The organism is Neptunicella sp., assembly GCF_048268085.1.
Classification (GTDB): domain Bacteria; phylum Pseudomonadota; class Gammaproteobacteria; order Enterobacterales; family Alteromonadaceae; genus Neptunicella.
Genome location: NZ_JBLWWF010000007.1, coordinates 33,960 through 60,952 on the forward strand (window position 1 = coordinate 33,960; position 26,993 = coordinate 60,952).

A 26,993-nucleotide genomic window follows, 5' to 3' on the forward strand; every position below is an offset into this window, starting at 1 on the left:
GCTAAATCTTTATCTTGTATCACCTGATTCATTTTCAACTCCTGTAACTAGTATGTGCGTCGTTCAACATTTAAGCGGGCCGCTTCAGCCTGATCCACCGGTTCGATCCGCACAGAACACTGCTTAAATGCCGGTTGACGTGAATAGGGATCAAGTAATCCCAGTGATAAACGATTAACACAATCATGAAAGTGAAACGGGATAAATACCATATTACGTGGGACCCGGTGGGTTAACTGCACCAGTACTACGGCATCCCCTCGTCTGCTAGCCAGCCTGACATAACTTTGGTGTTGAATACCCGCCTCTTTGGCTGCATCGGGATTCATTTCCATATAAGGTGTAGGGCTGAACTTGTTACAGTTACCAATTTTGCCGGTACGGGTACGAGTATGAAAGTGTTCCACCACCCGACCGCTGTTTAGCCAGAAGGGATAATCGTTACAGGGTTGTTCGTTGTTGTTGTAAAACCTGACCGGGATCAGGTTGGCTTTACCGCTTTGGGTTTGAAATTTTCCATCGGTATATAAACGTGGATCACCTTTGAGTCCTTCGGCTCCCTCACGATAAGGCCACTGAATGCCTCTGGCGGCGATAATTTTTTCATAGCTCATGCCAGAAATATCCAGCGTTCGGTCTTTTCCCTTGGATAACCACTTCATCTCCTCAAAGGCCTGTTCCGCTTTGTCCGGAAAATGAATGACCTTGCCGTTATCAAAACGTTTAGCCATCTGGTTAAAGATCCAAAAGTCCGGTTTGGAATTGGCATACGGTGGTAACACGTTACTGGTTAAGTTAACCCGCCGCTCAGTATTGGTGTGGCATCCTTCTTTTTCTGCCCACACCGAAGCCGGAAAATACACATGGGAATACTGATTGGTTTCCACATCTTCGTACACGTCCTGTACCACCAAAAACTCCAGTTTTTCCATCGCTTTACGTATACGTCCCGTATTCGGCATCGAGGTCATCGGATTGGTGGCAACCAGCCATAAACCTTTAATTTCACCGGTCTCAATAGCCGGAAATATATCCGTTTGTGAAAGTCCTCTTTTGGTAGGGAAAAAATCTTTATCAATTCCCCAATAATCTGCGATCTCCTGACGATCCTGTTCGTTTTCCAGATAACGATAGCCCGGCAATCCCGAGCAAGATGACCATTCACGGGTGCCCATTGCATTGCACTGGCCGGTGATGGATAAACTGGTACCGCCGGGCTTGCCGATATTACCGGTGATCAGATTGAGATTGTTGATATTGGCCACGCCATCAGAGCCATGAGTAGACTGGTTAATCCCCATAGTCCAGATACTCATCGCAGCCGGTGCCTTGGCATAAATTCTGGCCACATTACGAATGGTATCTTCATCAATACCGCACGTGTGTTGTGCGACTTTGGGATCGTAATCCTGTACCAGTGCCTTGATCTCGTCAAAACCCTGGGTATGAGCATCAATATAAGCCTGATCCTGCAACCCCTCATTAATGATCACATGCATCATTGAGTTGATCAGCACACAATCCGTGCCGGGTGTAATGGGTAAATGAATATCGGCAAACTGGGCGAGCATGGTCACCCGGGGATCCACCACAATCAATGGAAACTTGCGTTTCTCAAGCGCTTCTTTTAACCGCCAGTAAATAATTGGATGTTGCTCGGGCAAATTGGAGCCAAAAGCCATAAAACAATGGGTATGCTCAAAATCGTCATAGCACCCCGGTGGGCCGTCAGAGCCGAAGGAGCGTTTATAACCGCTGACGGCAGAGGCCATACATAAGGTGGTATTACCATCATAGTTGTTAGTACCAATACAGCCTCGAACCAACTTCCCCAAGGTGTAAAACTCTTCGGTTAATAGCTGCCCGGTGGAAACTACCGCAAAGGAATCCTTGCCGTACTTAGCCTGAATATCCTTAATTTTCTGCGCGGTAACATCCAGTGCATTGTCCCAGCTGGTTTTTTCAAAGCTTTCATAATGCTTATTACGGATCAGCGGTTCTGTACCCCGTCCCGGGCTTTCAAATAATTCATGCTCCAGCAAGCCTTTAATACACAGTTTGCCACGGTTTACATCCGCCCCGGCATGGCCTCGGGTGGTCACAATTCTGTTTTGATCATTCAGACCAATTTCAATTGCGCAGCCGGTTGAGCAATAGTTGCAAGTGGTGTACTTCCATTCCTTTATTTTTTTGCTGGGAATAACAATAGGTTTTCTGTTTTTACGGCCAAACAGCATAAGTTATGATCCTGACTGAGTTAAAGCGGTAAGCATTTTACTGATGCATATATCGATAAAAGATAATTAGCAATTCTCAAGCCACATATTTATTCTTTATATTTCAAATAGATAGATTCTAACCTTGATTTTTTTGTGGGCCATTACGGTGCCATTGTCACAATATGGTGCATGGTTAAAATGGCGCACCAAAAAGGAACACTCATAAAAAATGGCATCAGCGGAGGATGTTTAACCAACAATCAATGAACATTTTATTTCTGCACTATACTTGGTGGGTTGTACTCCCCTTGCGCTTCCTCTGAGCCCAATTTAGCTCGTTGTATTGGATTAATTGGTTTTATCAGAGGACACACTATGTCAGACATTGATGCCATTATTACTGCACTGACTGTCGCTGCCGGTTTTTCGTTATTGATTGAACGAATTATCGAGTTTCTAAAACATGTGATTGATGGTGCCAACGCCAATCAGGTCAAATCCCAAGCCTTGCAAGAAAGCGCCTTTATGCCCCAAAAGGCTAACGAAGCCCTTAAGAAATATCATGCTGTACTCAATAACCTTGAAGATAAAACGGCTAATTTGTCTCCTTTAATTGATCTTCAATCTGAACAATACCAACAAAAGTTATTTAAAGATGGTGACTTTGCCATTATGGAAGAGCGCTTGTTTGAAAAAACCAGCTCAATCGCGTTAAAGCAGCTCGACTCGCCCACTGAAGCCGATTTAAACCGCGCCCGTTTGCAATTATTTTATTTACTCAGCGCTTTTGGGTTTGCCGTGGCAATCAGCTCATTAATGAATATCCATTTACTCAGCATGCTTATGTTAAAAGACTGGATGACACTTTCAGCAAGTTTAAAAGTGGCTGATCATATATTGACCGGACTGGTGATTGCAGGAGGAGCGCAGCCGATTCATTTATTGATAACCTTCCTAACCAGTAAGAAAGTCCCTGAACTCGAACAGCCCGTTGAGTACGAGTCAAAAGAACAGGAAATAGTGGCCAGTGCCAACGATACACCCGTAGTTTCAACTGCCACTCTCCAAATGGAAGTCGGTGATATTGCCGATATATGGACGCCAATTAATTATCAGGGAGGCGTAAGACCTGACTCGTTAGAAGAGCGTAATTTACGTCAGGGTGAACCTAATTTAATTGTTTATCATCATACTGCGATGCATAGTCAGTTAGGCTTTCAGGCGATTGTTGATGAATTTTTGATCGCCAAACAATGGTCTACCGGTTATCACTGCGTCATTATGCCTGATGGCGCAATTAAACCATTTTGCCGGTGGGACAGAGTCGGCAATCACACTAAAGCTTATAACAATCGTAGCCTCGGTATCGCTTTTCACGGCAACTTCCATCTGGCTGATGGCGATAAATATGCGAATAACGATGGACGATATGGGATCCAGCAGCCGACGCAAAACCAACTTCAGTCAGGTGCACGTGTTATTGCGTTGTGGACCCACCTATATGCGCAAATAAAATTAGATTTTGATAGCCATATTTTACCCCACTGCGATGTTTTAGCGGGTCAAACAGTGTGTCCAGGCTCCAATTTTCCTCATGTTCAATTGCAAAAACAAGTCAGTCACTTTTACTTGGCATGGCTAAATCACCCTGAAGCCATGCAACAAATTGAGCGGTTTCAACATAAAAACTATCTCTATTCACAGGAGGCGCACTAATGGACGGAACGCATTCTGCTCTGGTGTTAATCACCAGTGCGTTATTTATTGCCATGGTGATTGAACGAATTTTAGAAATAGTCATGGCGACCTATACCCTATTCGAGATTAAATGTGGCTGGTTTAATTTCTGGAATTGTCGGGCCATTCATCTGCAAAAACGTCTGCATGACTTTAATATCAACAACTTAAGCGCAACCGAAAAAAGCCAAAAGACCAGTGTGCAACTAGCTAAAATACGTGAACGAGTGATAGGCACCCTACTGGCACGTTTAAAAATAGACGATCCTGCTTATACTGATGTAGCTTCATTATCGGCAGCAAAACTGCGGCATTTCAGCATCAAATTCAGCCTAAAAGTACTGGGTGGCCTATTGGGGATTATTATCGCCGTACTTGTCAATATTGATATGTTTGCGTTAATCAGCCAATTACTTAAGCAGTCACCCAACTCCGCGCCTTCCCATTGGCTAATCCTGCTGCATCAAATACTAACCGGTATTGCCATGGGACTAGGTGCCGGTCCCTTGCATAAAATCATTACGGCACTGGAAAAAGCCAAACAAAAGCGCAAGACCCATTAAAGGAGTGATTATGTTTGAATTATATAGTCAGTATTCAGATTATTTAGGCGTCGTGATTGGTTTAATCGCGCTGATTATTGCTTGTTTATTATTGCCAGCAAAAATCAGAGGTCATGTGTTAACAGCGGGATTATCATTAGCTGCCCTGCGAATTTATCAAATTTATAGTAACCAGAAAAAACTTAAAGAAGCCGATCACCAATGGCAAAAACTACAACAGGATCACCAACAACTAAAAGGTCGTTTATCGACACTGCAAAATGAAACCGAATCTATCCGTGAGCAGAAAATCAAGATTGAACAAACCTTAGATCATTTAGAAGCGGAGAAAAAGCGGCTGGAGCTCTCTTCTGATCAAGACTTGCAGCGTAAACAACAGCTCGATCAACAAGTCGCATTGCTGAACAATGAAAGTGAACAACTCGCTTCTCAGCGTCAGAAGAATATCAATGCATTAAGAGCCATTGCTGCCTTTAACCGTCAGGTCACAAACCAACATCCCGATTAACGAGGAATAATAAAATGCTACGTATTTTTGGTTTTGTCGTTAGCTTATTGTCCAGCATGACAACCCTAGCCGACTGTTCATATGTCATTCTCAAACAGAACTTGCAAACAAAACAAATTGATGGCGAAACATATCTTGTAGTGCCACAAAAACTGGTGTCGACCCAGTGCATTGATATAGGAGCATTAGCGAATGATTTAGATACCTTAAATCAGTACAAATCGCTATTAGCCGAATATAAGCAACATGATGACTCTATGGCCGACAGTATTGTCGACTTTCGAAAATTATTGGCAGGATATGGTCAAACAAGTCAGGATCTTTTGCAATTAACCGCCCGCTACGACGAACATGTAAGTCAATATGACAAACTAAGCCGCGACTTTAATGACTTATTGATTGATTACAACGAGCTAGTAAAGAAATATCGCAGTATTGCGTTAAATCAATCCAGCTCATTGTCGTTTGATATTGGAGCTGGACTGTCAGAAGACGGTAACGTATCGGGCTTGATGGGAGTAGGATATGAAAAAATCAGAGTATGGGGAGTGTATCAAAATGGTCAATCCGCACTGATGCTAGGCACTCGAATCACATTCTGATTTTCCCGTGGCAGGTTATCCTGGGGCAACATAAAATAAGCTAACAGGCCACACACTAACCAACACACCGCAGCACTGGCGACATCATGAGACAGGAAGTGTGCCCCGCGCATTTGTTGCGCAACTCCAAATATAATACCGGTTAACATTCCCGGTAATAACCACTTATTCTGAGTTAATCTAGAGTCGATAATAGTGCCCGTTTGCTGTCGAATGCTACTAATGGCGCGAGCAGCAAAATACAAACTGAATAGTGCAAAACCACCAGATGCATGTCCCGACGGAAAACAATGGCCAATTTGTAAATTAGTCGAGAAAGCTCGTTCCAGTAGGATATTGGTGCGCTCCCCACCAAATAAAAATAAATCCCAAGGGCAAGGCAAGGTCGTTAATTGTTTCAGCATTGATACGGTCACCATCGACATAATAGTAGCGAATGCTACATAACGATAAACCGGGTTATATATATGTTGACGGTAACGTGGCAAAAAAGACCGTAATGCGACACCAAGCATCAACACCACAATAAGGCCAATAACATCCCTGCCGCCGCGATGAATAACACTATTAAGAAGCCAGCTTTGTTTAAATTGCCATTGCTGTGCGGGATAATAAATTAATTCAGAAAGATACAGATCAGTGCCTGAATATTGCAATATCACTACGCAAATAAACGCCAAAACGACAGGCTTGAGGATCGAAGTAAATGCCATGTTTTTTACACATTGAAAAAGTAAAAAACCAATTTACTGACATTTTCTTAGCTGATACTTAATTTAAGGGATTTGAATAACAACAAGGGAAAATTGTAGCTACTAAAATTTTGCGTTGACTTGCAACAAATTAATAGCAGCTACAATGATTGAATGGAATCTATTGCTATGGACGTATTATCGACTGCTCAATCCATAACTTCGATCTTCCATGGCCTCTCGCCAACCACCTAACCATTGAGAACGCGCATCTGATGTTGCATCTGCATGGGGACAATTTTCTTTGGATCTACCGGAAATTCCTGCTTGATAACCTTTTGCATGGGCTCTTGAAAGCTTATCTCTTTTTTGTCTTTTCATTGATTACCTCATCCATCTAATTATTGATTAATGATGTGATCATTGCGACCACAAATAATAGATAGGGTAACTCTGTGATAGGTTCAATAAAGTTGATCAACAAGTTATGGAAAATATAGTTAACCCTATGAATTAAATGGACTTTTATCGTTACATCTTTTTGTCATAAACCTTCCATAAAATTGATAATTTTGAGATATAAAACAGACTTCTAAATTGAATTCGCAGAAAACAAAAAGGATGCCGAAGCATCCTTTGAACTGTTTCTCGTCAGGTACAATCACTGCTCGGGGCGAACCAATTTGACTCAATATTATATTTTGCGACGCAATACCAACATTAGACCGGTAACGAACATGAACCATATCCCCATTGAGCCGGCTTTACGCTGATACTTATCCGTATCTTCAACTTCACAGTTATCATTACTTCCGCCCGCAACAGGTACTAATTTAACCGATACCACCACTTCACTTTGGGCCTGGCTGCCATCACTATTTAATAACGGCTCTCCGGCTAAATTAAACAAGTCTTTTTTCATCAATGCTGTACCAATAATTTCATCAAAATCATTGATGTCGTTAGCCTGTACAATAGTATATGGACTATCGCATGCAATGGTATCGTTTAAATCTGTAAAGCGTTGTTCATTATAATCATAAATAAAACCATGCCGACGACGCTCCACACCCAGTCCACTATCCACTTCACCATCACCCACAACTAGATTATTGTTGTTAATCCCTTTAGCGAGGCTGTCTGAACCGGTAAAAAAGTCTTTTGGATAAAGCGTTTCATTATTATCAATGTCATGGACAAAGAACTTATGCCGAGTATAACCATTGATTGTTTTAGAGCCTTGACCAATGACCAGATTATTATCGTTAATTCCGACTGCATCACTGGCAAAGTACTCATTGTCATCCGTAATACCAACCTCACCTTCATCATTAAAAATCGTAGCAAAGGTACTAACTTTATCTGGATCACCTTTATAAAAACCTTCTGATGTGCCCACGATGATACCGTTATTATTTATCGCCTTGGCTCGGCTATTATAAAAACGGGTAGCGTCCTCAGCAGGTTCAGCCAAGATGCCAAAGGTTTTCGTTTCAATTACCTGACCGTCAGCATCCAGCTTCCAATAAGCTGCACGAGTTTCATAAGCCGCTGAAGATGCGACGTTCTGTAAACAGTATTCAAGCGGAACATCGCCACGGGCTTCATCATCTTCACAATTATCAATGGCTTCTTGGGTACTCTCCGAAATAGCCGTGGTTGCCGCCCCAACTACTTCATTATTATCATTAATACCGCGCGCTTCACTTTTACCGCCCACTTTATCTTCAGGGGGTAATAGGCCAATGTTGGTGCCATCGATATCCACAAATGCACGCAGCGCAAAATCACGTATCTGCAACTTAATTTCTACATCATTTTCATTGAAATAGCTTAACGTTTGATAAGGAGCGGTCGCTCCTCCCACAACCCAACCATTATTATTAATATCATAAGCAAAGGTATTAACACTGTTGGAAAGTGTGCCCATTTCAGGGATCTGGATATCAAAACCGGTAAGACTATCGGCAACGTTTGTATTACCTTTTGCCGCACCATACTGGCTTATTTGCTGAAACAGCACATTGCCATCTTGCGCTTTGATTGCGTTATATAAAAAGATTAAATCATCGGCGTTAATATTGCCGTCGGCAACTGCATCAATATCAGTTAAACCGTTAATCAGTGCCTGACTTTCTAAATCCAGTAAATCAATATTAATCGGCGGATTATATTTAAATTCTAACGTAGAAATGAAATCACCCGAGTTATTCAGCGCCGTGGAATAACTATTGCGGCTCAACTCCCCCGTAGGCATTTCGATTACTTGATAAGTCGCGGCTTGTAAAGTAGGTATCGATACTAAAGCCAATGTTAGCGCTGACAGTGGTGCCAACCTTGTTTTATTCATTTTTATTCCTGTTTACTTCTTATTTCATATTCTCAAGTTCATCCCACCTGCTATAGGCACTTGCTAAACGGTGTTCCAATTCGGCAAGTTCATCCAGAGTCAGGCGTGATTGTGCAGCGTCTTGTTTGAAAAATTCAGGATCATTAACCTGAGTTTGCAATTGTTGCAGTGTACTTTCCATCTGTTCAATTTTTTCCGGTAACTGCTCCAGCTCTAATTGCAATTTGTAAGATAATTTTTTCGTTTTCGCAGTAGAAGACTTCGGTGTTGGACTTTGTGATTTTACAGAAGTTTCAGCCACAAGGATATTTTGTTTTTGCTCTTGATACCAGTGTTCAATATCATCATAACCGCCAATAAATTCAATGACTTCTCCCTGTCCTGCAAAGAACAGGCTGGAAGTCACCACATTATCGACAAATTCCCGATCATGGCTAACCAAAATAACCGTACCAGGATATTGACTCAGGGTATCTTCCAATAACTCCAGCGTTTCTACATCCAGATCATTGGTTGGCTCATCGAGAATTAATAAATTACTCGGTTTTATCAATAACTTGGCCAATAACAGGCGATTTTTTTCTCCTCCAGACAATGCGCTAACAGGCACGTTGACGCGTTCCGGGGTAAACAAAAAGTCCTGTAAATAACTAATCACATGCTTACTGCGACCATCAATCATGATTTCCCGTTTACCATCGGCGATACAATCAATCAATTTCATTTCAGGATCGAGTTGTAAGCGGTGCTGATCAAAATAAGCAATATCTAACTTGGTACCGCAATGAACTTTACCCTTATCCGGGGTTAATTCAGCCAATAGCAATTTGATTAAAGTACTTTTACCACAACCATTGGGACCGATCAGTGCCAGTTTGTCACCACGCATTATATTGACATTAAGGTCCTTAATGATCTGCTTTTCCGCAATACGGTAATCTAGCCCTTCAACTTCAAAGACAATTTTGCCCGACTGCTGAGTTTCTTTTATATGGATCTTGGCCTTACCTTGCACATTACGTCGCTCAGAGCGCTCATTACGCAATGCTTTAAGCGCTCTGACCCGCCCTTCGTTTCTTGTTCGTCGGGCTTTAATACCTTGTCGTATCCAGGTTTCTTCCTGACTGAGTTTTTTATCAAACAAGGCATTTTGGGTTTCTTCGATTTGCAAATCTTCCGCTTTTTTATCCAGATATTGCTGATAATTACCGGGATAACTGGTTAACTTACCTCGGTCCAAATCCACAATACGGGTGGCAATATGACGAATAAACGCCCTATCATGGCTGACGAAGACAACTGCCCCCTGATAATCAAGAATGGTTTTTTCCAGCCATTTAATCATCTCAATATCAAGGTGGTTGGTAGGCTCATCCAATAATAAAATATCCGGATCCGAGACCAATGCTCGCGCCAACGCCGCTTTGCGCCGCCAACCACCAGATAACGAAGACAATTGCTGATCCGGTGTTAATTGCAGTTGGCTGAGTACTTGCTGGATCCGTTGTTCAAACTGCCAGCCATTGAGGTGATCAAGTTGATGCTGCAGTTGTTCCAACTTATTCAGTTGTGCTTCGCTATGGTCCTCGGCAATCACCATTGTCTGGTGATAATAAGCCTGCAGCACTTTACCAATCTCGGCCAATTCTTCGGCTACATAATCAAACAACGACATTTCCACCGAAACAGGAGGATCCTGGGGTAAGCGCGAGATAACCACATCACTGCCCACTATACGTTGTCCATCGTCAAGCTTCATATCAGCGGCAATGACTTTTAAAAGCGTCGACTTGCCGCAGCCATTGCGTCCTACTAAACAAATCCTTTCGGAGGATTTAACCAATAATTCTATCCCATCCAATAACGGTGGATGGCCTAAACTCAATGATGCGTTTTTTAATTGTAATAAGGTACTCAAGCTAAAAATCCGGATAATAAGGTTAAATCAAAAGGCCAATTTAATTCTTGCTGGGTATCTTGGCGCTTTACAACGGGAATACTCACACCGTATCGCGCGAATAATGAGTCGTCATAGGCGATATCCACTTCTTCCAGTGTAACGTTTTGCGGATATTGCTGAATAATTGCCTTCGCTTGTTCACATAAATGGCAACCTTCAGTTGAATATAAAATAAGGCTAATTGGCATCAGTTAATAACCAGCAGTGATGAATTTTGGGGTTACGCTTGAAATCGTCTGGTAAGGTTTTTTGCGTCCAGTCTTGAATATGCAAACCCAGTGACTTAATCGCTTCCTCGTCGAGTTTGAAGCGACGTAAATTATTAGAAAAGATAATTTCTCCACCCGGTTTTAAGCAGGCTTTTGCCTGAGTTAATAACTGCACATAATCACGCTGTACGTCCCAGGTATTATCCATCCGCTTTGAGTTTGAAAATGACGGTGGATCTATAAAAATCAAATCATATTTTGCCTGATGATCGGCCAACCAAGTGGTGCAATCCGCCTGAATAAATTGATATTGAGAGCCACTGAGCCTATTTAGCTGAAAATTACGTTTGGCCCAATCGATATAGGTGTGTGACATATCGACCGTGGTTACCGAGGCGGCTTTACCTAATGCCGCGTGCACCGACACACTGCCGGTATAAGCAAACAGATTCAGCACATGTTTGTCTTTAGCTCGTTGCTGAACTAATTGCCGGGTAATACGGTGATCGAGAAATAAGCCGGTATCTAAATAGTCTCGAAGATTAACCTGAAATCTGGCGCCATTTTCATGTACTTCCAGATACTCGTGACGCTGAGCCAATTTTTGATACTGATCTTTACCTTTTTGCTGCTCTCTGACTTTGAGTACCACCTTTTCCGGATCACACGACATAATTCTGGGTAAGGCCGCTAAAATCTGATGAATACGTTGGCGCGCCTTGTTATCAGGCACATCTTTCGGGGCGGCATATTCCTGTACCACCACCCAATCTGCGTAACAATCAATCGCGACATTATATTCCGGTAAATCCGCATCATAAATCCGATAACAGTCGGTGTTCTGTGACTTTAACCATTTTTTGCTGCGCTGAATATTTTTCCCCAGGCGATTGGCGAAATCACTGTTTAGTGGCTGGCTATCACGAATTTCGCTGTTGCGAGTGTTCATATCATAGTTAACCAACTGGCATTCCAGCTTACCATTCATTAACTGGTATTCTTTTTTGGCGGAAAGTTTTAATTGCCTGAATAACTCTCGATTAGAGGTTAATAACGACAGTTTCCATTGTTGAAAATGCCGTTTTAAATGCAATCCAAGCTCATCAAACAACGGCAATAGCGCGGTAATTTCGCTGAGTCGTTCACCATATGGCGGATTGCTAACTAAATAGCCGGCAGACTTCACTGGTGGCACAAATTGCACGGCATCAGCACAACTAAATTGAATATAGTCTTCAACTCCCGCCAAGCGGGCATTGCTTTTGGCCACATTGATCACACGCGAATCAATATCATTAGCCACAATATCGGTGGTAACGGTTGTTATATTAGCTTCGGCTTGTTGAACGATTTGTTGCCACTGGGTCTCATCATGTTGACGCCACTTTGAGAATCCCCATACCTTGCGGTTATGTCCGGCAGGGATATTGGCCGCCATCAATGCAGCTTCAATAACGATAGTACCAGAGCCACACATAGGATCATACAAAGGGGCATCCATATTAGCCGCCCACCCACTGCGCATCAGCATAGCACTGGCTAAATGCTCTTTTAGCGGTGCCTTACCGGCATCTTGTCGATAATGTCGCTGGTGCAAGCTCTTACCCGACATATCCAGATAAATATTCAGCTCTTCACGCCAAAAACGAGCTTGAATACGAATATCGGCGTTAATTTTACTCACCGAGGGTCGCTTACCCAGATAACTGTTAAATTGATCGACAATCGCGTCTTTAATTTTAAGCGCACCAAATTGACTGTTATTGATCGTTCGATTGGTACCAATAAAATCAATCATAAAAGTATGATGCACATCAAAGTGTTCAGACCATTTCACTGAGTCAGCAATTCGATATAAATCTTCAGCTTGATCGACCCTGCCATGGGCTAGTTTGAGTAAAACACGATTGGCTAAGCGGGAATGTAAACAGATTCGATAGGCATCGGCCAAATCACCTTGTAACAACACTTGCCCAGGTTTTAGTTTGGTAGAACGCTCAGGGCAAAGCTGCTGCAATTCAGTTTGCAATAATTCATCCAGACCTTTTGCACTTGTTACTACTAATTCAAACATGCTTCACCTTTTTTGTCTCTGTGCTACAGAGTCTGCAACCAATCGGATTTAAACGGCGCGATTATAAGTGATTTGCAATCAAAAGGGGTGAATGAATCGGTGAATATTTGTAATCGCCCTGATTTTATTCAAATCAGGCCAGTTTAAGATCACTTTGTTCAGGAAAATAAGGAAATAAACAATCGTTCATCACCTTAATCACCGAGAATTGCCCCAATTGGTGATGCTCATCCAATTGCATGGTTTGACTCAGTAGCATACATAAACTGCAAGTCTTATCTTTATCAATAATCAGCACCGCTCCTTGGCCTAATGTATTTTCCAACACCGCTAAGCCATGATGATGACCAACGGATAACTGACGTTTGAAATACCAGCTTTTAGGCATTAACGGGCGGTAGAAACTATTCACTGCTGTGGCATAAATGGCAATTTGAGTGGCACTGGCTGCACTAAACTGTTGTTCAAAATGACTCAGCTTCTCCGCTACCTGCGTATAGTAATCCAGTTGTTCTAAATTGAATCCCTGACGTTGCATCGCAGCAGGTAACAGATGTTTTTGCCGATATGGGGTTAAACACAACATATCATCCAGCTCCAGTGCCAGGCACTGGTGCTGTTGTTCAAAATACCAACACCATTGAATTGAAGGTTGCAGCATAAGGCTTAGAGCGAATCGATGATGTTTTGAACCAATTCGGGACCTTGATATATCAAGGCTGAATAGACTTGGATTAGCGATGCTCCAGCATCTAGGCGTTGCTGAGCAGTATCCGCTGAATCAATCCCCCCTACCCCAATAATTGGCATACTACCATCAAGCACGGTGGCCAGTTTAGATAGCACATATTGGCTTTGCTCAGTTAACACGGAACCACTCAGGCCTCCCGCTTCATTGGCATAACGTAGACCCGCCACTTTATCTCTGGCCAAGGTTGTGTTGGTGGCAATCACCCCATCAATTGAGGCTTTAGTTAATGAGGCGGCCACGCCTTCAATTTCAATATCAGTTAAATCCGGCGCTATTTTCACCAATATAGGGACATATTTACCGAACTTGTCGGATAATAGTTGCTGCTCGGCTTTTAAACCGGCTAACAGATTATCTAATGCTTCCCCATACTGTAAATTACGTAATCCCGGCGTATTCGGCGATGAAATATTAACCGTCACATAGCTGGCATGATCGTACACTTTGCGTAAACAAATTAAGTAATCATCCAGTGCATGTTGTTCTTCGGTGGTTTTATTTTTACCAATATTGATACCTAAAATGCCTTTATATTCAGCCGACTTAACTTGCTCAACTAAATAATCCACCCCTTTGTTATTAAAGCCCATGCGATTAATAATGGCCTGAGCATCTGGTAAGCGAAATAATCTGGGTTTGTCATTGCCAGCCTGGGGTTTCGGGGTCACGGTGCCGATTTCAATATAACCAAATCCCATTGCCGCAAAGGCATCAATACACTCACCATTTTTATCCAACCCTGCTGCCAAACCTACGGGATTGGGGAATTGCATACCCAACACGTTAACCGGCTTAGCCGCCACATTTTGCCGATACAATCCTGCTAACAGGTTGTGCTGGGTATATTTTAGTCCTGTCATGGTGAGATTATGGGACAGCTCCCCGTCTAATTGGAATAAGGCTTTTTGCAACAGGTTATACACGCTGGGTTTCCTAGATTAAAACGTTAAAAAAAAGCCCTGATAAATATCAGGGCTAAGAGGCTGTTTACGCCACTATTACGAAACTTTCGTTTCTTTTAAGTGGCGAATATGAAAGATAAACGACCTCTAGGCTTTGCTTATCTTACCAGTTTATTGGCGTACACCACAATTGAGACTCAACAACATAAGCTCTCTGAGTGCTACCGAGAACTTGGCAAACTCATGAGTCGTACTAGTTTTGAATTCGTACATCATGTGAGTCCAGCGTTCTAGCAAGTTTTCATGTTCATGCATCCAGACATCCAACATTTTATCCGCATCTTTGCCTTTACGATCAAACTTTAACAATACTGCTGCGAGTGACCGTTGTTGCCAATCAAGTTCTTCTCGATAAGACGCCCTAGCCAAGGCTTGCCAATGGTTAGATACCGTTTGACGATTAATCTGGTCAAGGAACCAATGAATTTCGAGTTTATAACCCAGTTTAAAGTAAATACTCGCCACCGTAGCTTTATCCCGTTCTTCATTTTGGGCAATCTGGGCCAAATCAAAACAGGAGAACATGGTGCTCATACTACCAATCCGATACGCTATTTTTTCTGGCACCCCTTGTTTAGTTAAGTTTTGGATTTTCTTTTCCAACTCGACATATTCATCGGAAATCAGATATTTTTGCATATTTTTCAATAAATCGACGGCAAATGGACGATAAAACTCAATCTCGTTGCTAATTGAATTCGACTTATTACCATGGCGTAAATACCATCGTGATGCACGACGTAAAGTGCGACGGATTTCATTCAACATTTTCAGTTGGACGTCTGCCGACACTTTATTATCCAGATCTTCAATATCATCCCACAGTAACTGCACATCAAATACGCCCTTAACCACTGAATAGGCCTGAGCGATTTCTGCGTGGGACGCACCGGTCTCTTCCTGGATGCGGAACATGAAGTTCATGCCCATATCATTAACGATATTATTAGCTAATTTAGTAGCGATAATTTCGCCGCGTAACGCATGCTCTTCCATTCTTGCCGCAAATTTTTGCTGGAGTACTTTCGGAAAAGCCGTAGTTAACAAGCGACTGTGATATGGATTAGCGGTAATTTCCGGAATATTTAATGACTCTTTGAGGGCCATTTTACCGTAAGCAAATAGCACCGACAGTTCCGGTCTGGTTAGCCCTTGTGATGAGGCCAACCGTTCAGATATTTCATCATCGGCTGGAATAAATTCCAGTTCCCGATTCAAACGCCCTTCTCTTTCCAAACCGTGAATAAAGCGTAACTGCTCACGTAAAACCGATACACCGCCCATTTGAGTAATCGACATGGACTGGGATTGGCGATAGCAATCTTCCAATACCAGTGTTGCCACGTCGTCCGTCATTGAATACAGCAAGTCCTTGCGTTGCTTAATGGTCATATCACCACTGGCAACCAAAGCGTTGAGCAATATTTTGATATTAACTTCATTATCCGAGCAATCGACTCCACCGGCATTATCAATAAAGTCGGTATTAATGCGCCCACCATTAGCGGCAAACTCCACCCGACCTAATTGTGTACAACCTAAGTTACCACCTTCACCAATAATCTTGGCCTGGATTTCATGTCCATTAACTCGTAAATCGTCATTAGCCCGGTCACCCACATCCGCGTGACTTTCTTTTTTGCTTTTAACGTAAGTACCAATCCCGCCATTCCAGATAAGATCCACAGGCATTTTCAGACAGTTATTAATTAACTCATTTGGTGTCATCGACGCTTTGCTGGTGCCTAACCACTTTTTCATTTCCGGAGTTAGCTTGATAGACTTGGCCGCGCGCATAAACAGGCCACCGCCTTTAGAAATCAGCTCTTTATCATAGTCATCCCAAGACAAAGACGGATTGTCAAATAAGCGCTGACGTTCTTTATAGCTTTTAGCGGCATCCGGGTTGGGATCAAAGAAAATATGCAAATGGTTAAAGGCCACTATCAAGCGGGTATGTTTGGACAGCAGCATACCGTTACCAAAGACATCACCGGCCATGTCACCAATACCCACACAGGTAAAATCGGTAGTTTGACAATCAACGCCCATTTCACGGAAATGGCGTTTGACCGATTCCCAGCCACCGCGCGCCGTAATGCCCATCTTTTTATGGTCATAACCTACACTGCCACCCGAGGCAAAAGCATCCCCCATCCAGAAACCGTATTCTTCTGAAATCGCATTGGCAATATCAGAAAAGGTCGCTGTTCCTTTATCTGCGGCAACCACTAAATAAGGGTCATCTTCATCCAGTCTCACCACATCTTTAGGCGGCACAATAGCACCATCGACAATATTGTCGGTGATATCCAATAAACTGCGGATAAAGATTCGGTAACATTCTTGACCTTCTTTTATAAAGGCTTCACGTCCACCTTCAGTGGGTAAATCTTTACAAATAAAGCCACCTTTGGCTCCAACCGGAACAATGACCGCATTTTTAACTTGCTGTGCTTTGACCAATCCTAATATTTCAGTGCGGAAATCTTCCTGACGATCAGACCAACGCAAGCCACCACGAGCCACTTTACCACCACGTAGATGGACACCTTCCACTCTTGGAGAATAAACAAAAATCTCGAATTTAGGCCGGGGCAATGGCATTTCAGGGATCAGTTCCGGCAAAACTTTAAAAGAAACGTAAGCTTTTTCTTTGCCCTGTGCATCCACTTGATAAAAATTGGTACGCAAGGTTGCCATGATCATATCCAGATAACGTCTGACAATACGATCATCATCCAAATTACTAACCAGATCGAGTTCGGCGACAATGGTATCAACCAAGTCAGTCTCTTTCTTTTCAGAACGCTTTAATGCCGGGCTTAAACGCTGTTCAAACAATTGCACTAACAACGCCGCAATCTTGGGATATTTATCCAGAGTACGAGCGATATAATCTTTACTAAATGAACTACCGGTCTGGCGCATGTATTTTGAATAGGCGCGCAGTATTGTGACGGCGCGACCAGGCATCCCCGCACCTAATACCAAACGGTTAAAAGAGTCATCTTCGAGCTGACGATACCATACGTCAGAAAAAGCTTGTTGGAATAACTCTTGTGCTTTCTCTAACGTTAATTTCCCATTGTTGCTGTGTAACATGGAAAAATCCATGATCCAGCTAACACTGCCATCTTCATTTTTTATCTGATAAGGGCTTTCATCAATCACCCGCAAACCAAAATTTTCCAACATCGGTAATACGTCGGACAAATGAATGGGCTGGTTTAAGTGAAACAATTTAAGTTTCACCACCTGACTATCACTGTTTTCTTCTACCGGTCGGTAAAACAGCATATCCAAGGTTTTTTGTTCGTTTAACCCTTCAATTTTATCAATATCGACAACCGCCGTGCTGGGCAGATTGTGGTCTTTGTAACTGCGAGTAAAGGCATTGGTATACTGGCGTTCCAAGACTTTACCTTTCGATTCACCATGGGCGGATAACAGTGCCATAGCCAGTCGGTCATCCCAGCTTTTACCTAGCTCAATCAGGTTTTTCTCGATTTCCTTCACATTGATTTCCACATTGTTATTTTTCACCCGCACGATGTAATGCGTTCTGGCGTAAACAGATTCTGAAAAGAAGGTAGTAAACTCAACATCTTCGTTACTGCCAAATGCTTTTTGCAATAAAGCCTGTGTGCTAATACGCAGTGCCGTGTTGTAGCGCTCTCTCGGTACATAAGCCATACAGGAATAAAAACGGCCGAAATTATCCTTACGCACAAACAAACGGGTAATCCCCCGTTCCTGCATCTGGAATATTCCCTTGAAGATGCTAGCCAGCTCAGCTTCATCAACCTGCAATAATTCATCACGCGGATATGTCTCAAGGGTATTCAAGAATGCTTTAGACGCGTGGGTACCTTTACCAAATCCCGATTCGGCACAAATTCGTGCTATTTTATTCTGTAACACTGGCAGTTGTGTCGCACTACTATTATAAAACGCAGCAGAATATAAGCCGATGAACCGATCTTCACCAACCACCTTGCCATTTTCATCAAAGCGCTTAATACCGATGTAATCCATATAGGCATTACGATGAATTCTGGATTTAGAATTGGTTTTTGTCAGAATGAGTGGATTTTTACTTAGGGTTTCTTCCCGTGCCGATAACGGAATATTGGACAATAATCGATCCCGTTCACTGATAGACTTTTTCATCAGTCCCAAACTGGACTCTCTATCCGGTACCCAGCGATAATCGCCTTTGATGGCTTTGGACTCATAACCGCGATGACCCATTAGGGTAAAATTGTCGTTCAATACCCATTTAAGAAAATCGACGGTCTCTTTGCACCTTTCTTCTGAATTAGGATTAGGCTTATTGTTATATTCATCAATAATTTGTTGTAAGCGTTGGCGCATCGGTTGCCAGTCAGACACCGCCAAGGATATCTCGTCAACGACCGAATAAATTTCGTCAGTTAGTGCATCGATTAACTTTTGATTGCTTTGATGATCCACCTCGATCATAAAAACAGTTTGCTTAACCATGCCTTTAATCTTTTTACCCGGTTGTACAAAAGACTTGATCGAATTGTCCGAGTTTCGAATTAATCCAATAGGGGTATTGAGTAGTAAATGGGTGGTGATCCCCATCCTATTTAACACCATACGGATCGAATCGACCAAAAAGGGCATATCGTTAACGATCACTTCAATAACGGTATGGGTAGACTTCCAGCCGTGTTTAACGACTTTTGGATTAAATACGTTTATTTTGGCGCTGTTTCCATCAAACTTGCTGAAAACATTCCATAAACTTAGTACCGCCCCATATAAATCACTGTCATTACGACTTTCAAGATCATCTTTTGATATGTTCTTAAATAATGTGCGGGCAAATTGCTCTACATTGGCAGATTGGGATGGGTCGACTTTTTTGTGAATAAAATTGTAAACATTTTCAAGTAAAACTGAATGACTGTTGGCAACTGACATTTTATTACCTTGTTATGACGTTGTAGGGTTCGCTGTAACCCTTTCATTGTAACAAGACGCTGAGATATATACAGTTTTTTACTATGGCATTGAAGAAAATAAATGCATAACTATCTGCCAATTTTACCTTCCGACAACCCGTCTCACAGATTCAGATTAAACATTAAATTAACATTAAGTTAACGTCGTAATAATTCTGATTTATCCATTTCGAGGAAGTTATTGAAGGTTTATCTCTGATAGGCTCATTAAGTCCGCAGATCGATACATTTTTCCCAAGCTAAATAAAACTGACTTTTGTTGCTTTACGCCCAATAAAAAAGGGTAAGTCACCTTACCCTTTTCCTTTAACGTTATGCCTGTCTACTTATTTTTCTTGTACCAGAACAGAGCGGCTAACGCGGGCAGCACAATAATGGCGCCAAGCATATTAACGACAAACATAAAGGTCAGTAATATTCCCATATCCATCTGGAACTTCAGTGCCGAGAATACCCAGGTACTGACCCCAATAGCGAGTGTAATACCCGTAAAGAGTACCGCACTTCCCCGTTCCTGTAGTGCTTCAAAATAGGCTTGCTGAACGGGCATGTTCTGCTTCAGTTTATCACTCATGGTTGACAGTATATAAATCCCATAATCTACCCCTATCCCAACACCGAGGGCTATAACTGGCAGTGTAGATACCGTTAAACCAATGTTCAAATAGGTCATTAGTGCCTGAGCTAGAATCGATACCAGATACAATGGCAGTACCACTGACAAGGTAGCGCGGACGGAACGGAAACTCAGTAAACATAAGATGATTACCGCACCAAACACATACCACATCATTGGATTTTGAGCGGCTTTAACGGCTTCATTTGTTGCAGCCATAACTCCAACAGGACCAGAAGCCAGTAAAAATTTCAAATCATCGGTTTGGTACTGTTGACGAAACTCTTTTACTTTAGCGATAACATGCTCGATGGTCTCAGCTTTATGATTTTGCATAAACAAAATTACCGGCATGACAGAACAATCCCCATTAACCAATCCGGATGAGGTTGGAATTCTAGCGATAGCCTGAACTAAGGTTTGCTGATTACGCGGTAACACCCGCCATTTTGGATTGCCTTCGTTATAGCCGGCATTAACAATTTTAGCCACCGATGCCAAACTTACCGCGGACTGAACCCCCTCGACGTTAGCCATTTTCCATTGAAAATCATCGATTGCCTGCATTACCGAATTTGAAGTACAGCCTTCGGGAGTGGTTTCCACCAACACCGACATATAATCCACCGTAATCGCAAATTTGTCGGTAATTAAGAAGGTATCCTGATTGTAGCGCGACTCTTCATGTAACGCGGCAGCGCCATTATCAAGATCACCTATTTTCATTTTACCGGATTGATAAAAACCTAACGCAAACAAAATAACACTAATAGCAACGATGGTCATCGCCACCTTGGGTGTGGCCGCTTTTGACATAAAGCGCCAATACTTATCCGCATTACCTTCGGTATCTAAAAAGCGGCCTTTAAACTTGTCTCCCAATTTAACAAAAGAAATCAGAACCGGTAATAAAATTAAATTAGTCATAATAATCACGGCAACCCCTAAACTGGCGGTAATAGCCAACTCACGAATAATGCCAATATCAATGACTAACAAGGTCAAAAAGCCCACAGTATCAGACAATAATGCAATACCGCCCGGTAGCGCCAAACTGACAAATGCCAATTGCGCCGCGTTACAAACCGACATGCCACGACGGACTTCCTTACCCACCGCATTAATCATCTGCACGCCATGGCTAACGCCAATCGCAAAGATCAGGAAAGGTACCAAAATGGACATTGGATCCAGCCCGAATCCAAGTACCGTGAGCAAGCCCATTTGCCAAATCACCGAAACGACCGAACAAATAAGCGTCAGGATGGTTTTTTGCCAGGATTTGGAAAACAGATAGACCATGATGCCGGTGATCGCGATGGCTATCGCAAAAAAGACTAAAACGCCTTGAGCACCATTGGCCACATCCCCCACCATTTTGGCGAATCCGATAATATGAATGCTGATTTGGTCATTTTCATATTTGTCGCGTAATTGCTTTTCCAGCGTATCGGCTAACTTGATCGTATCGAGTTTTTCACCGGTGTTCGGGTTAATTTCCAGTAATCGTGCGCTGACCATCGAACAATGGAAATCATCAGAGACCATGCGACCAACAATACCGGCTTTGATGATATTTTCTTGGACAATATTCAAGGCTTTAGGATCAGCCGAATTAAAGTCAGCTGGAATCACCGGTCCCCCTGCAAAACCATCTTCCACCACTTCAGTAAAGCGAGTTGACGGTGAATACAGGGAACTGACTTGAGAGCGATCAATACCTGGAATAAAGAACAATTGATCATGGACATCTTTTAAGGTGTCAAAAAACGATTGGTTAAATATCTCGCTATCGCGGTCACATACCGCCACCAGAATACTATTGGCACCACCAAAATCTTGCTGATGTTTGACATAGTTCTGCATATATTCATGATTAAGCGGAATATTTTTACTAAAAGAGGCATCCAGTTTTAACTGGGTTGCCTGATAGGCCAAGAAAATCGTTGTTAATAAAAACAGTAATACTACAAGGCCACGGTGATTGAATATCGCCCGCTCACATAGCGCAATGGCTCTTTTTGTCGTCGTCATATTGCTATTTCCTACTTCACGTCTAGCAATTTAATACCAGCTTCGGTCGCTGCTATTACTTGCCCTTTAAACACTAGGGCGTCAATAATGGCTTTACCATCAGGTGACTGGGATAATACGCCTTGCCCGTCTTTCAACAATAACGTCCGGCCGTTGTTGCCCACCAACAAGGTGCGTTCATCTGTCAATTCAACAATCGAATTAAATGATGATGTGGTATGAGAATCTATGCTAGACCACTGATTGTTTTTAAAACTGAATACGTTGCCACGTAGCCCTGCTACAAGCACTTCACCGGTATCATAGTGATGTACGGCAAAAAAAGAACCGTAATAATCCACATCCATACGTTGCCAATGACGTCCGTTATCGTCTGAAAAAGCTAATAGACCCGCTTCTCCCGCTAAATAGATACGATGATTAACCACCGACGACAGGCGATTGAGATGAGGTAGTATTGAGCTAAGTTCTTGTTTGTAAAGTTGTTCATCTTCCTGTTTCAAATCAGCCAAATATTCCTGATCATCTTTATTCAGAAATTCAGCATGCAATTCTCTATTCCAACTCTGACCACCATCTTCGGTTCGATAAAATAAACCGTACGCGCCAATGGCGATTCCGTTTTGCTGATCAAAAAAATGAATATCCATTAACGGCTTCTCAAGCTCTGGATTTTGTTGTTGGATCGCCCAACTCTGCCCACCATCCTGAGTAACCAAAATCGTCGCATCATGGCCAACGGCCCAACCTAACTGGGGGGTCAAAAAAAATACAGCCGTTAAGGTCGCTGTGGTAGGCACCGTTTGTTGTTGCCAATCAAGTCCATTAGTGGATTCTAAAATATGCCCTCGTTCACCAACGACAATAATTTTTTCATCACTGACAGGTTCGATATCAAGCAACAACGACTCTTTGGCTAAGGGGGCGATATAGGCTGTACTCGTCTCACCATAAGCAGGTAAACCAAGGATGCAAATACAAACAACAAAAAATGAAACAAAATGGGTTCTCATATTTATTATATTTCTCCTTTGCTAGAAGATTAAACCTTGTCACTAGCCCAGACAGTTACCGTTCAACTAAGGTTTTCAATCTGACAAAACGTCTCGAACTGATTGCTCTGTTCAAACAGTCAACCAGTGTGGTTGTGACTATATTCTATTGCTCAACCATTGTGGATTAGCAAATTCATACGCTCTTAAATAAAAACGGCTGGCTAAGCCAACCGTTTCGGAAGTTTGCCGGTTATCTCAAACCATCTCGTCGTAACGCCTGAGGAGTGAACTCACTGTCATCGGGCTTGATGGTAAAGTTATACATACTGGCTTCATTGTCTAACCCCAGTGCCAAATAACGACGGGAGTTAAGATCATGATAAACCTCTAAGGTAGACCACTGGGTTGGTACATCATAATAGTTTATACCATGGGCCACTTCGACTCGATACAACTCACCGCGATTATCATACACATCAGCGACCTGAATCTGCCAGCTATCCTCATCAATATAGAAAACGCGTTTTTGATAAACATGACGATATTCAGGTTTAAGATTCGCTTCAACGACCCAAACCCGATGTTTTTCATAACGGACCAGATCAGGATTAATATGTCCAGGTTTCAAGATTTCATCATAGGACACTTTATCACTGTGCAAACGATAGTCATTATAGGCAATAAACAATTCCTGTTTGCCTTTTAAGGTCCAGTTGTAACGATCTGGTGCCCCGTTAAACATATCAAAATCATCACTGGTTCGCAGTCCATCAGATGCGGTTCCAGGAGCATCATAAGCCACGTTAGGAGCACGACGAACACGACGCTGACCGGTGTTATAGGTCCAGGCTTGTCGAGGCTCTTTAACCTGGTCCATGGTTTCATGAACTAATAAAGCAGTACCAGCTAAACGCGCTGGCGAGGTGACTTTTTGTTTAAACTTCATCACCATATTTTCTTTCATTAGCTCTTCTGGGGTTAAACTTCTGTCCGCATATTTTACCAACAGCTCGTCATCAAAACCGATGATATTGTAGTCACCTGAAGCGGTCACCGCCGCCTGACCACCGAACCGCTGAATGGCGCTGCCACGATAACGTAAAATGTGATTCCAAATTGCTTCCAGACCATTTTGTGGGATCGGGAATGGCACACTAATTGAGGCATTTCTAACTCCATTGCCACCTTCAACTAATTCAGCATGTAAGGCATTTTGCTTTACTGCATCATAAGTAAATTGGGGAAAAGAAGCTGAACGTCGGGTTTGATAAATTTCCATTTTGTAAGTATCTGGATAAGTTTCAAACAGTTTTTTCTGACCGTCTGTTAACAAGTCGCTGTAATCTTTCACATTCGCCGCAGTGATTTCAAACAAAGGCTTGTCATCCGGGAACGGATCAGGGTGATGATCACCGACTTTATAACCAGCAGGTGGCGTGGTTATGCCTCCCGTCCAAGCGGGAATACTCCCGTCTGCATTTCCGGCTTTTACCGCGCCCATTGGCGTTAGTTCTGTACCTAATTTGGCCGCTTCAGCTTCGCTGACTTTAGCCTGAGAACAAGTTGCACTCAGAGCAAGCGTTATTGCTGTCGTGACTAGGGCTAATTTATTCATATTACTGCTCCCCTAGATTGAATATTTAATATTGAATGAAACAAAATCTCGATCCGCTAACGCATTGGTAGTACCAATACCACCCCAATAAGCGTTATATGACATACTGGCCGACCATCTACTCAAATAGTCAAAGTCCAATGCCAAACTGGCCGATTTTTTATCTTCGGTAAACAGGAACAACGGATCAGGTGTAGTACCGTCTACATCATGGGAAAAAGTCCCTCTTACTGACATATTAATTCCCGCAAAAACGTTATTAAAATCAGCTTTAGCCAGAATTCGATATCCCCAAGCGGTATCCGTTGGGAAAGGATTGGTTTCAGGACCGTTAGACAAACCGATTTGCAATCCTTCTTTACCTAAAATCGGGCCACTGCGATTGGTACCTGGACCATTTAACCGCAACACATTTGGATCAGGCATATCATTGATCTTGATATAACCAACTTCGCCTAATAACACTAGGTTATCGGTACCTAATGCCGGACCAAACAAATGTGTAGCCGTGATCTGTGCCTGAACGGTATCCGTCAGAATATATCCCGCCGCGGTATCACCAGGACCCGGTGTGTACCCCAAATAGTTATCCATTTGGGAAATGCCTTCTAAATCCGGACGTAGCCCTGCATTAGCAAGCTGTTCTGGCATTCCCACATACAGTAACTCTACATCGTCAATTTGTAATGGTTCATCCTGACGATAGGCGATTTCACCGGCTACAGCAGTTTCACCAACGGTAGTATTAAAACTGAAACCGTATAATTTAATGTCTTCCGGATAACCAAATTCAGCCTTAGTAAAGGCTCTTAAATCCGTTAGATTATCCTTAGTAATAGTATTAGACGCTAAATAAGCAATATCTGCCCCAATACCTGCCGCGGTAAAATCAGAGGTCACTCCGGAAATAAGCGGACGCTGACTATGATAATTAATATGATATAAACCAAACTCAGTGTCGTTTAAATCCGCCGCATAATAGGATAATTTCACTCCGTATTGACCCGAGTCATCGGCGTCTTTATGAGCCGCATCACTATAGCCACGAACCGCCACTTTAGTGGGGAATCCCATATAGGCCTGTGAAATTTCAGCCGGATTAGCCCCTGCCTTTAACGCATCACCCAAACCATTTAAATTGGCTAGCAAGAAATTAAGGTCAATATCAGGGTTACCGGTAAAACCAAGTTGTACTAAAGCTTGTTGGCCGCCTTCTCCAGCAAAATCATTAGTAGAAAAGTAGCTACCTGATTGGGGTAAACGGCTACGCTCCCATTCATATTGATAATAAGTCGCTAGGCCAAGGTTTTCAGTTAAACCAAAAGAGGCGTAAACCATCCCCACAGGAATGAAAACCTCTTTCAACTCCGCGCCCGGTGACTGGGCACGGGTAACATCAACCGGGTTGATGGTATTAATACCGTGCTGGATAAAGGTGCTTTCCCCCCAACTAACTACTTGATCACCAATACGTAATGAAACTGGCACATTACCTAAATCAAAGTCGGCATAGAAAAACGCATCGAGAAAACGCGCATCAGTACAAAGCTCTTCTTTGGCACGAGGATCTGAACATGGATCAAAAGGTTTGGTAATACCCAGATTGGCTGCAGAAACCGGGTTAGCCCAGTCTCTATCGCCATCCATCATCTCAAAATCGTAAAAGTACATCCCACGAACAAATATTCCCATGTTCTTATAACGAATATCGAGATCATGCGATCCTTTAAACAAGGTGGAAAAAGCTTTGCCGGGATCATATAGCAAGTCACTATTATCACCGTTATTGGAATATGAACCGTTAGCCTGTGACCAAATATCCGCAGAAGGATAGATAACATTGCTGGTTCCGTTATAACCGCTCCAATTAAATTGTGGTTGGTTGCTGTTACCAATTAGACTCCAGTCGCGATCTTCAACCCGATAACTGGTTCCTAATGAGAAGTTTGAATCAAAGGTAATGGACAAATCACCCTTATTCCAACTCACTGCACTTGCCGGCATAATCATACCGGTAAGCAATGCGGCCACACCTAACGCAACAGGTGTTTTTCTAAACAATTGAGGTTTATTCTTCATTTTTAATGTTCTCCCCCGTATCTGCATCAATAC

Annotated in this window: 18 protein-coding genes; 4 read left to right on the forward strand and 14 right to left on the reverse strand. The window is 42.6% G+C overall.

Annotated elements, in window-relative coordinates; translation table 11 throughout:
• Positions 1 to 47 precede the first annotated feature (47 nt).
• Complete coding sequence (locus ACTD55_RS07380) at positions 48 to 2,237, reverse strand: molybdopterin oxidoreductase family protein (protein WP_438863680.1); 2,190 nt, start codon at positions 2,235 to 2,237, stop codon at positions 48 to 50.
• A gap of 357 nt (positions 2,238 to 2,594) precedes the next feature.
• On the opposite strand from ACTD55_RS07380, the gene ACTD55_RS07385 reads away from it, so the two are divergent.
• The 4 genes from ACTD55_RS07385 to ACTD55_RS07400 are packed head-to-tail and all read left to right on the forward strand — an operon-like array spanning position 2,595 to position 5,629.
• On the forward strand, positions 2,595 to 3,935 hold the full coding sequence (locus ACTD55_RS07385; protein ID WP_438863681.1) for a peptidoglycan recognition protein family protein: 1,341 nt from the start codon (positions 2,595 to 2,597) through the stop codon (positions 3,933 to 3,935).
• Entirely contained in the window at positions 3,935 to 4,519 is a 585-nt protein-coding gene (locus ACTD55_RS07390) for a hypothetical protein (protein ID WP_438863682.1), read from the forward strand. The genes ACTD55_RS07385 and ACTD55_RS07390 overlap by 1 nt, the downstream gene beginning before the upstream one ends.
• 10 nt (positions 4,520 to 4,529) lie before the next feature.
• Positions 4,530 to 5,027 (forward strand): hypothetical protein, encoded by a 498-nt coding sequence (locus tag ACTD55_RS07395; RefSeq protein ID WP_438863683.1) that lies wholly within the window; start codon positions 4,530 to 4,532, stop codon positions 5,025 to 5,027.
• Positions 5,028 to 5,041: 14 nt separating this feature from the next.
• Positions 5,042 to 5,629 (forward strand): hypothetical protein, encoded by a 588-nt coding sequence (locus ACTD55_RS07400; protein WP_438863684.1) that lies wholly within the window; start codon positions 5,042 to 5,044, stop codon positions 5,627 to 5,629.
• On the opposite strand, the gene ACTD55_RS07405 is transcribed toward ACTD55_RS07400, so the two are convergent.
• From ACTD55_RS07405 to ACTD55_RS07465, 13 genes are all read right to left on the reverse strand, one after another.
• Positions 5,590 to 6,342, reverse strand: a complete 753-nt coding sequence (locus tag ACTD55_RS07405) for a phosphatase PAP2 family protein (RefSeq protein WP_438863685.1) — start codon at positions 6,340 to 6,342, stop codon at positions 5,590 to 5,592. The two genes, ACTD55_RS07400 and ACTD55_RS07405, sit on opposite strands and share 40 nt — an antisense overlap.
• A gap of 177 nt (positions 6,343 to 6,519) precedes the next feature.
• Positions 6,520 to 6,702 carry a ribosome modulation factor gene (gene rmf / locus ACTD55_RS07410; RefSeq protein ID WP_438863686.1) on the reverse strand — a complete coding sequence of 61 codons (183 nt, stop codon included), beginning with the start codon at positions 6,700 to 6,702 and terminating at the stop codon, positions 6,520 to 6,522.
• 313 nt (positions 6,703 to 7,015) lie between these two features.
• Entirely contained in the window at positions 7,016 to 8,671 is a 1,656-nt protein-coding gene (locus ACTD55_RS07415) for a DUF3466 family protein (RefSeq protein ID WP_438863687.1), read from the reverse strand.
• A gap of 19 nt (positions 8,672 to 8,690) precedes the next feature.
• Positions 8,691 to 10,589 carry an ATP-binding cassette ATPase Uup gene (gene uup / locus ACTD55_RS07420; protein ID WP_438863688.1) on the reverse strand — a complete coding sequence of 633 codons (1,899 nt, stop codon included), beginning with the start codon at positions 10,587 to 10,589 and terminating at the stop codon, positions 8,691 to 8,693.
• Positions 10,586 to 10,819, reverse strand: a complete 234-nt coding sequence (locus tag ACTD55_RS07425) for a glutaredoxin family protein (RefSeq protein WP_438863689.1) — start codon at positions 10,817 to 10,819, stop codon at positions 10,586 to 10,588. The genes uup and ACTD55_RS07425 overlap by 4 nt, the downstream gene beginning before the upstream one ends.
• Complete coding sequence (gene rlmKL, locus ACTD55_RS07430) at positions 10,809 to 12,914, reverse strand: bifunctional 23S rRNA (guanine(2069)-N(7))-methyltransferase RlmK/23S rRNA (guanine(2445)-N(2))-methyltransferase RlmL (RefSeq protein ID WP_438863690.1); 2,106 nt, start codon at positions 12,912 to 12,914, stop codon at positions 10,809 to 10,811. Before rlmKL ends, ACTD55_RS07425 begins: the two co-directional genes overlap by 11 nt.
• A 133-nt stretch (positions 12,915 to 13,047) precedes the next feature.
• On the reverse strand, positions 13,048 to 13,575 hold the full coding sequence (locus ACTD55_RS07435; protein ID WP_438863691.1) for a cell division protein ZapC domain-containing protein: 528 nt from the start codon (positions 13,573 to 13,575) through the stop codon (positions 13,048 to 13,050).
• A gap of 5 nt (positions 13,576 to 13,580) precedes the next feature.
• A complete protein-coding gene (gene pyrD / locus ACTD55_RS07440) occupies positions 13,581 to 14,588 on the reverse strand; it encodes a quinone-dependent dihydroorotate dehydrogenase (protein WP_438863692.1) in 1,008 nt (335 codons plus the stop codon).
• Positions 14,589 to 14,738: 150 nt separating this feature from the next.
• Positions 14,739 to 19,580, reverse strand: a complete 4,842-nt coding sequence (locus tag ACTD55_RS07445) for an NAD-glutamate dehydrogenase (RefSeq protein ID WP_438863693.1) — start codon at positions 19,578 to 19,580, stop codon at positions 14,739 to 14,741.
• Positions 19,581 to 19,943: 363 nt separating this feature from the next.
• The gene (locus ACTD55_RS07450) at positions 19,944 to 22,271 is read right to left on the reverse strand and encodes an efflux RND transporter permease subunit (protein WP_438863694.1); all 2,328 of its coding nucleotides are present in this window, start codon (positions 22,269 to 22,271) and stop codon (positions 19,944 to 19,946) included.
• Positions 22,272 to 22,282: 11 nt separating this feature from the next.
• Positions 22,283 to 23,284, reverse strand: coding sequence for a WD40/YVTN/BNR-like repeat-containing protein (locus ACTD55_RS07455; protein WP_438863695.1), 1,002 nt, complete (start codon positions 23,282 to 23,284; stop codon positions 22,283 to 22,285).
• A 232-nt stretch (positions 23,285 to 23,516) separates the two neighbouring features.
• Entirely contained in the window at positions 23,517 to 24,881 is a 1,365-nt protein-coding gene (locus tag ACTD55_RS07460; protein WP_438863696.1) for a DUF1329 domain-containing protein, read from the reverse strand.
• Positions 24,882 to 24,893: 12 nt separating this feature from the next.
• Positions 24,894 to 26,960 carry a DUF1302 domain-containing protein gene (locus ACTD55_RS07465; protein WP_438863697.1) on the reverse strand — a complete coding sequence of 689 codons (2,067 nt, stop codon included), beginning with the start codon at positions 26,958 to 26,960 and terminating at the stop codon, positions 24,894 to 24,896.
• Between the last annotated feature and the right edge of the window lie 33 nt (positions 26,961 to 26,993).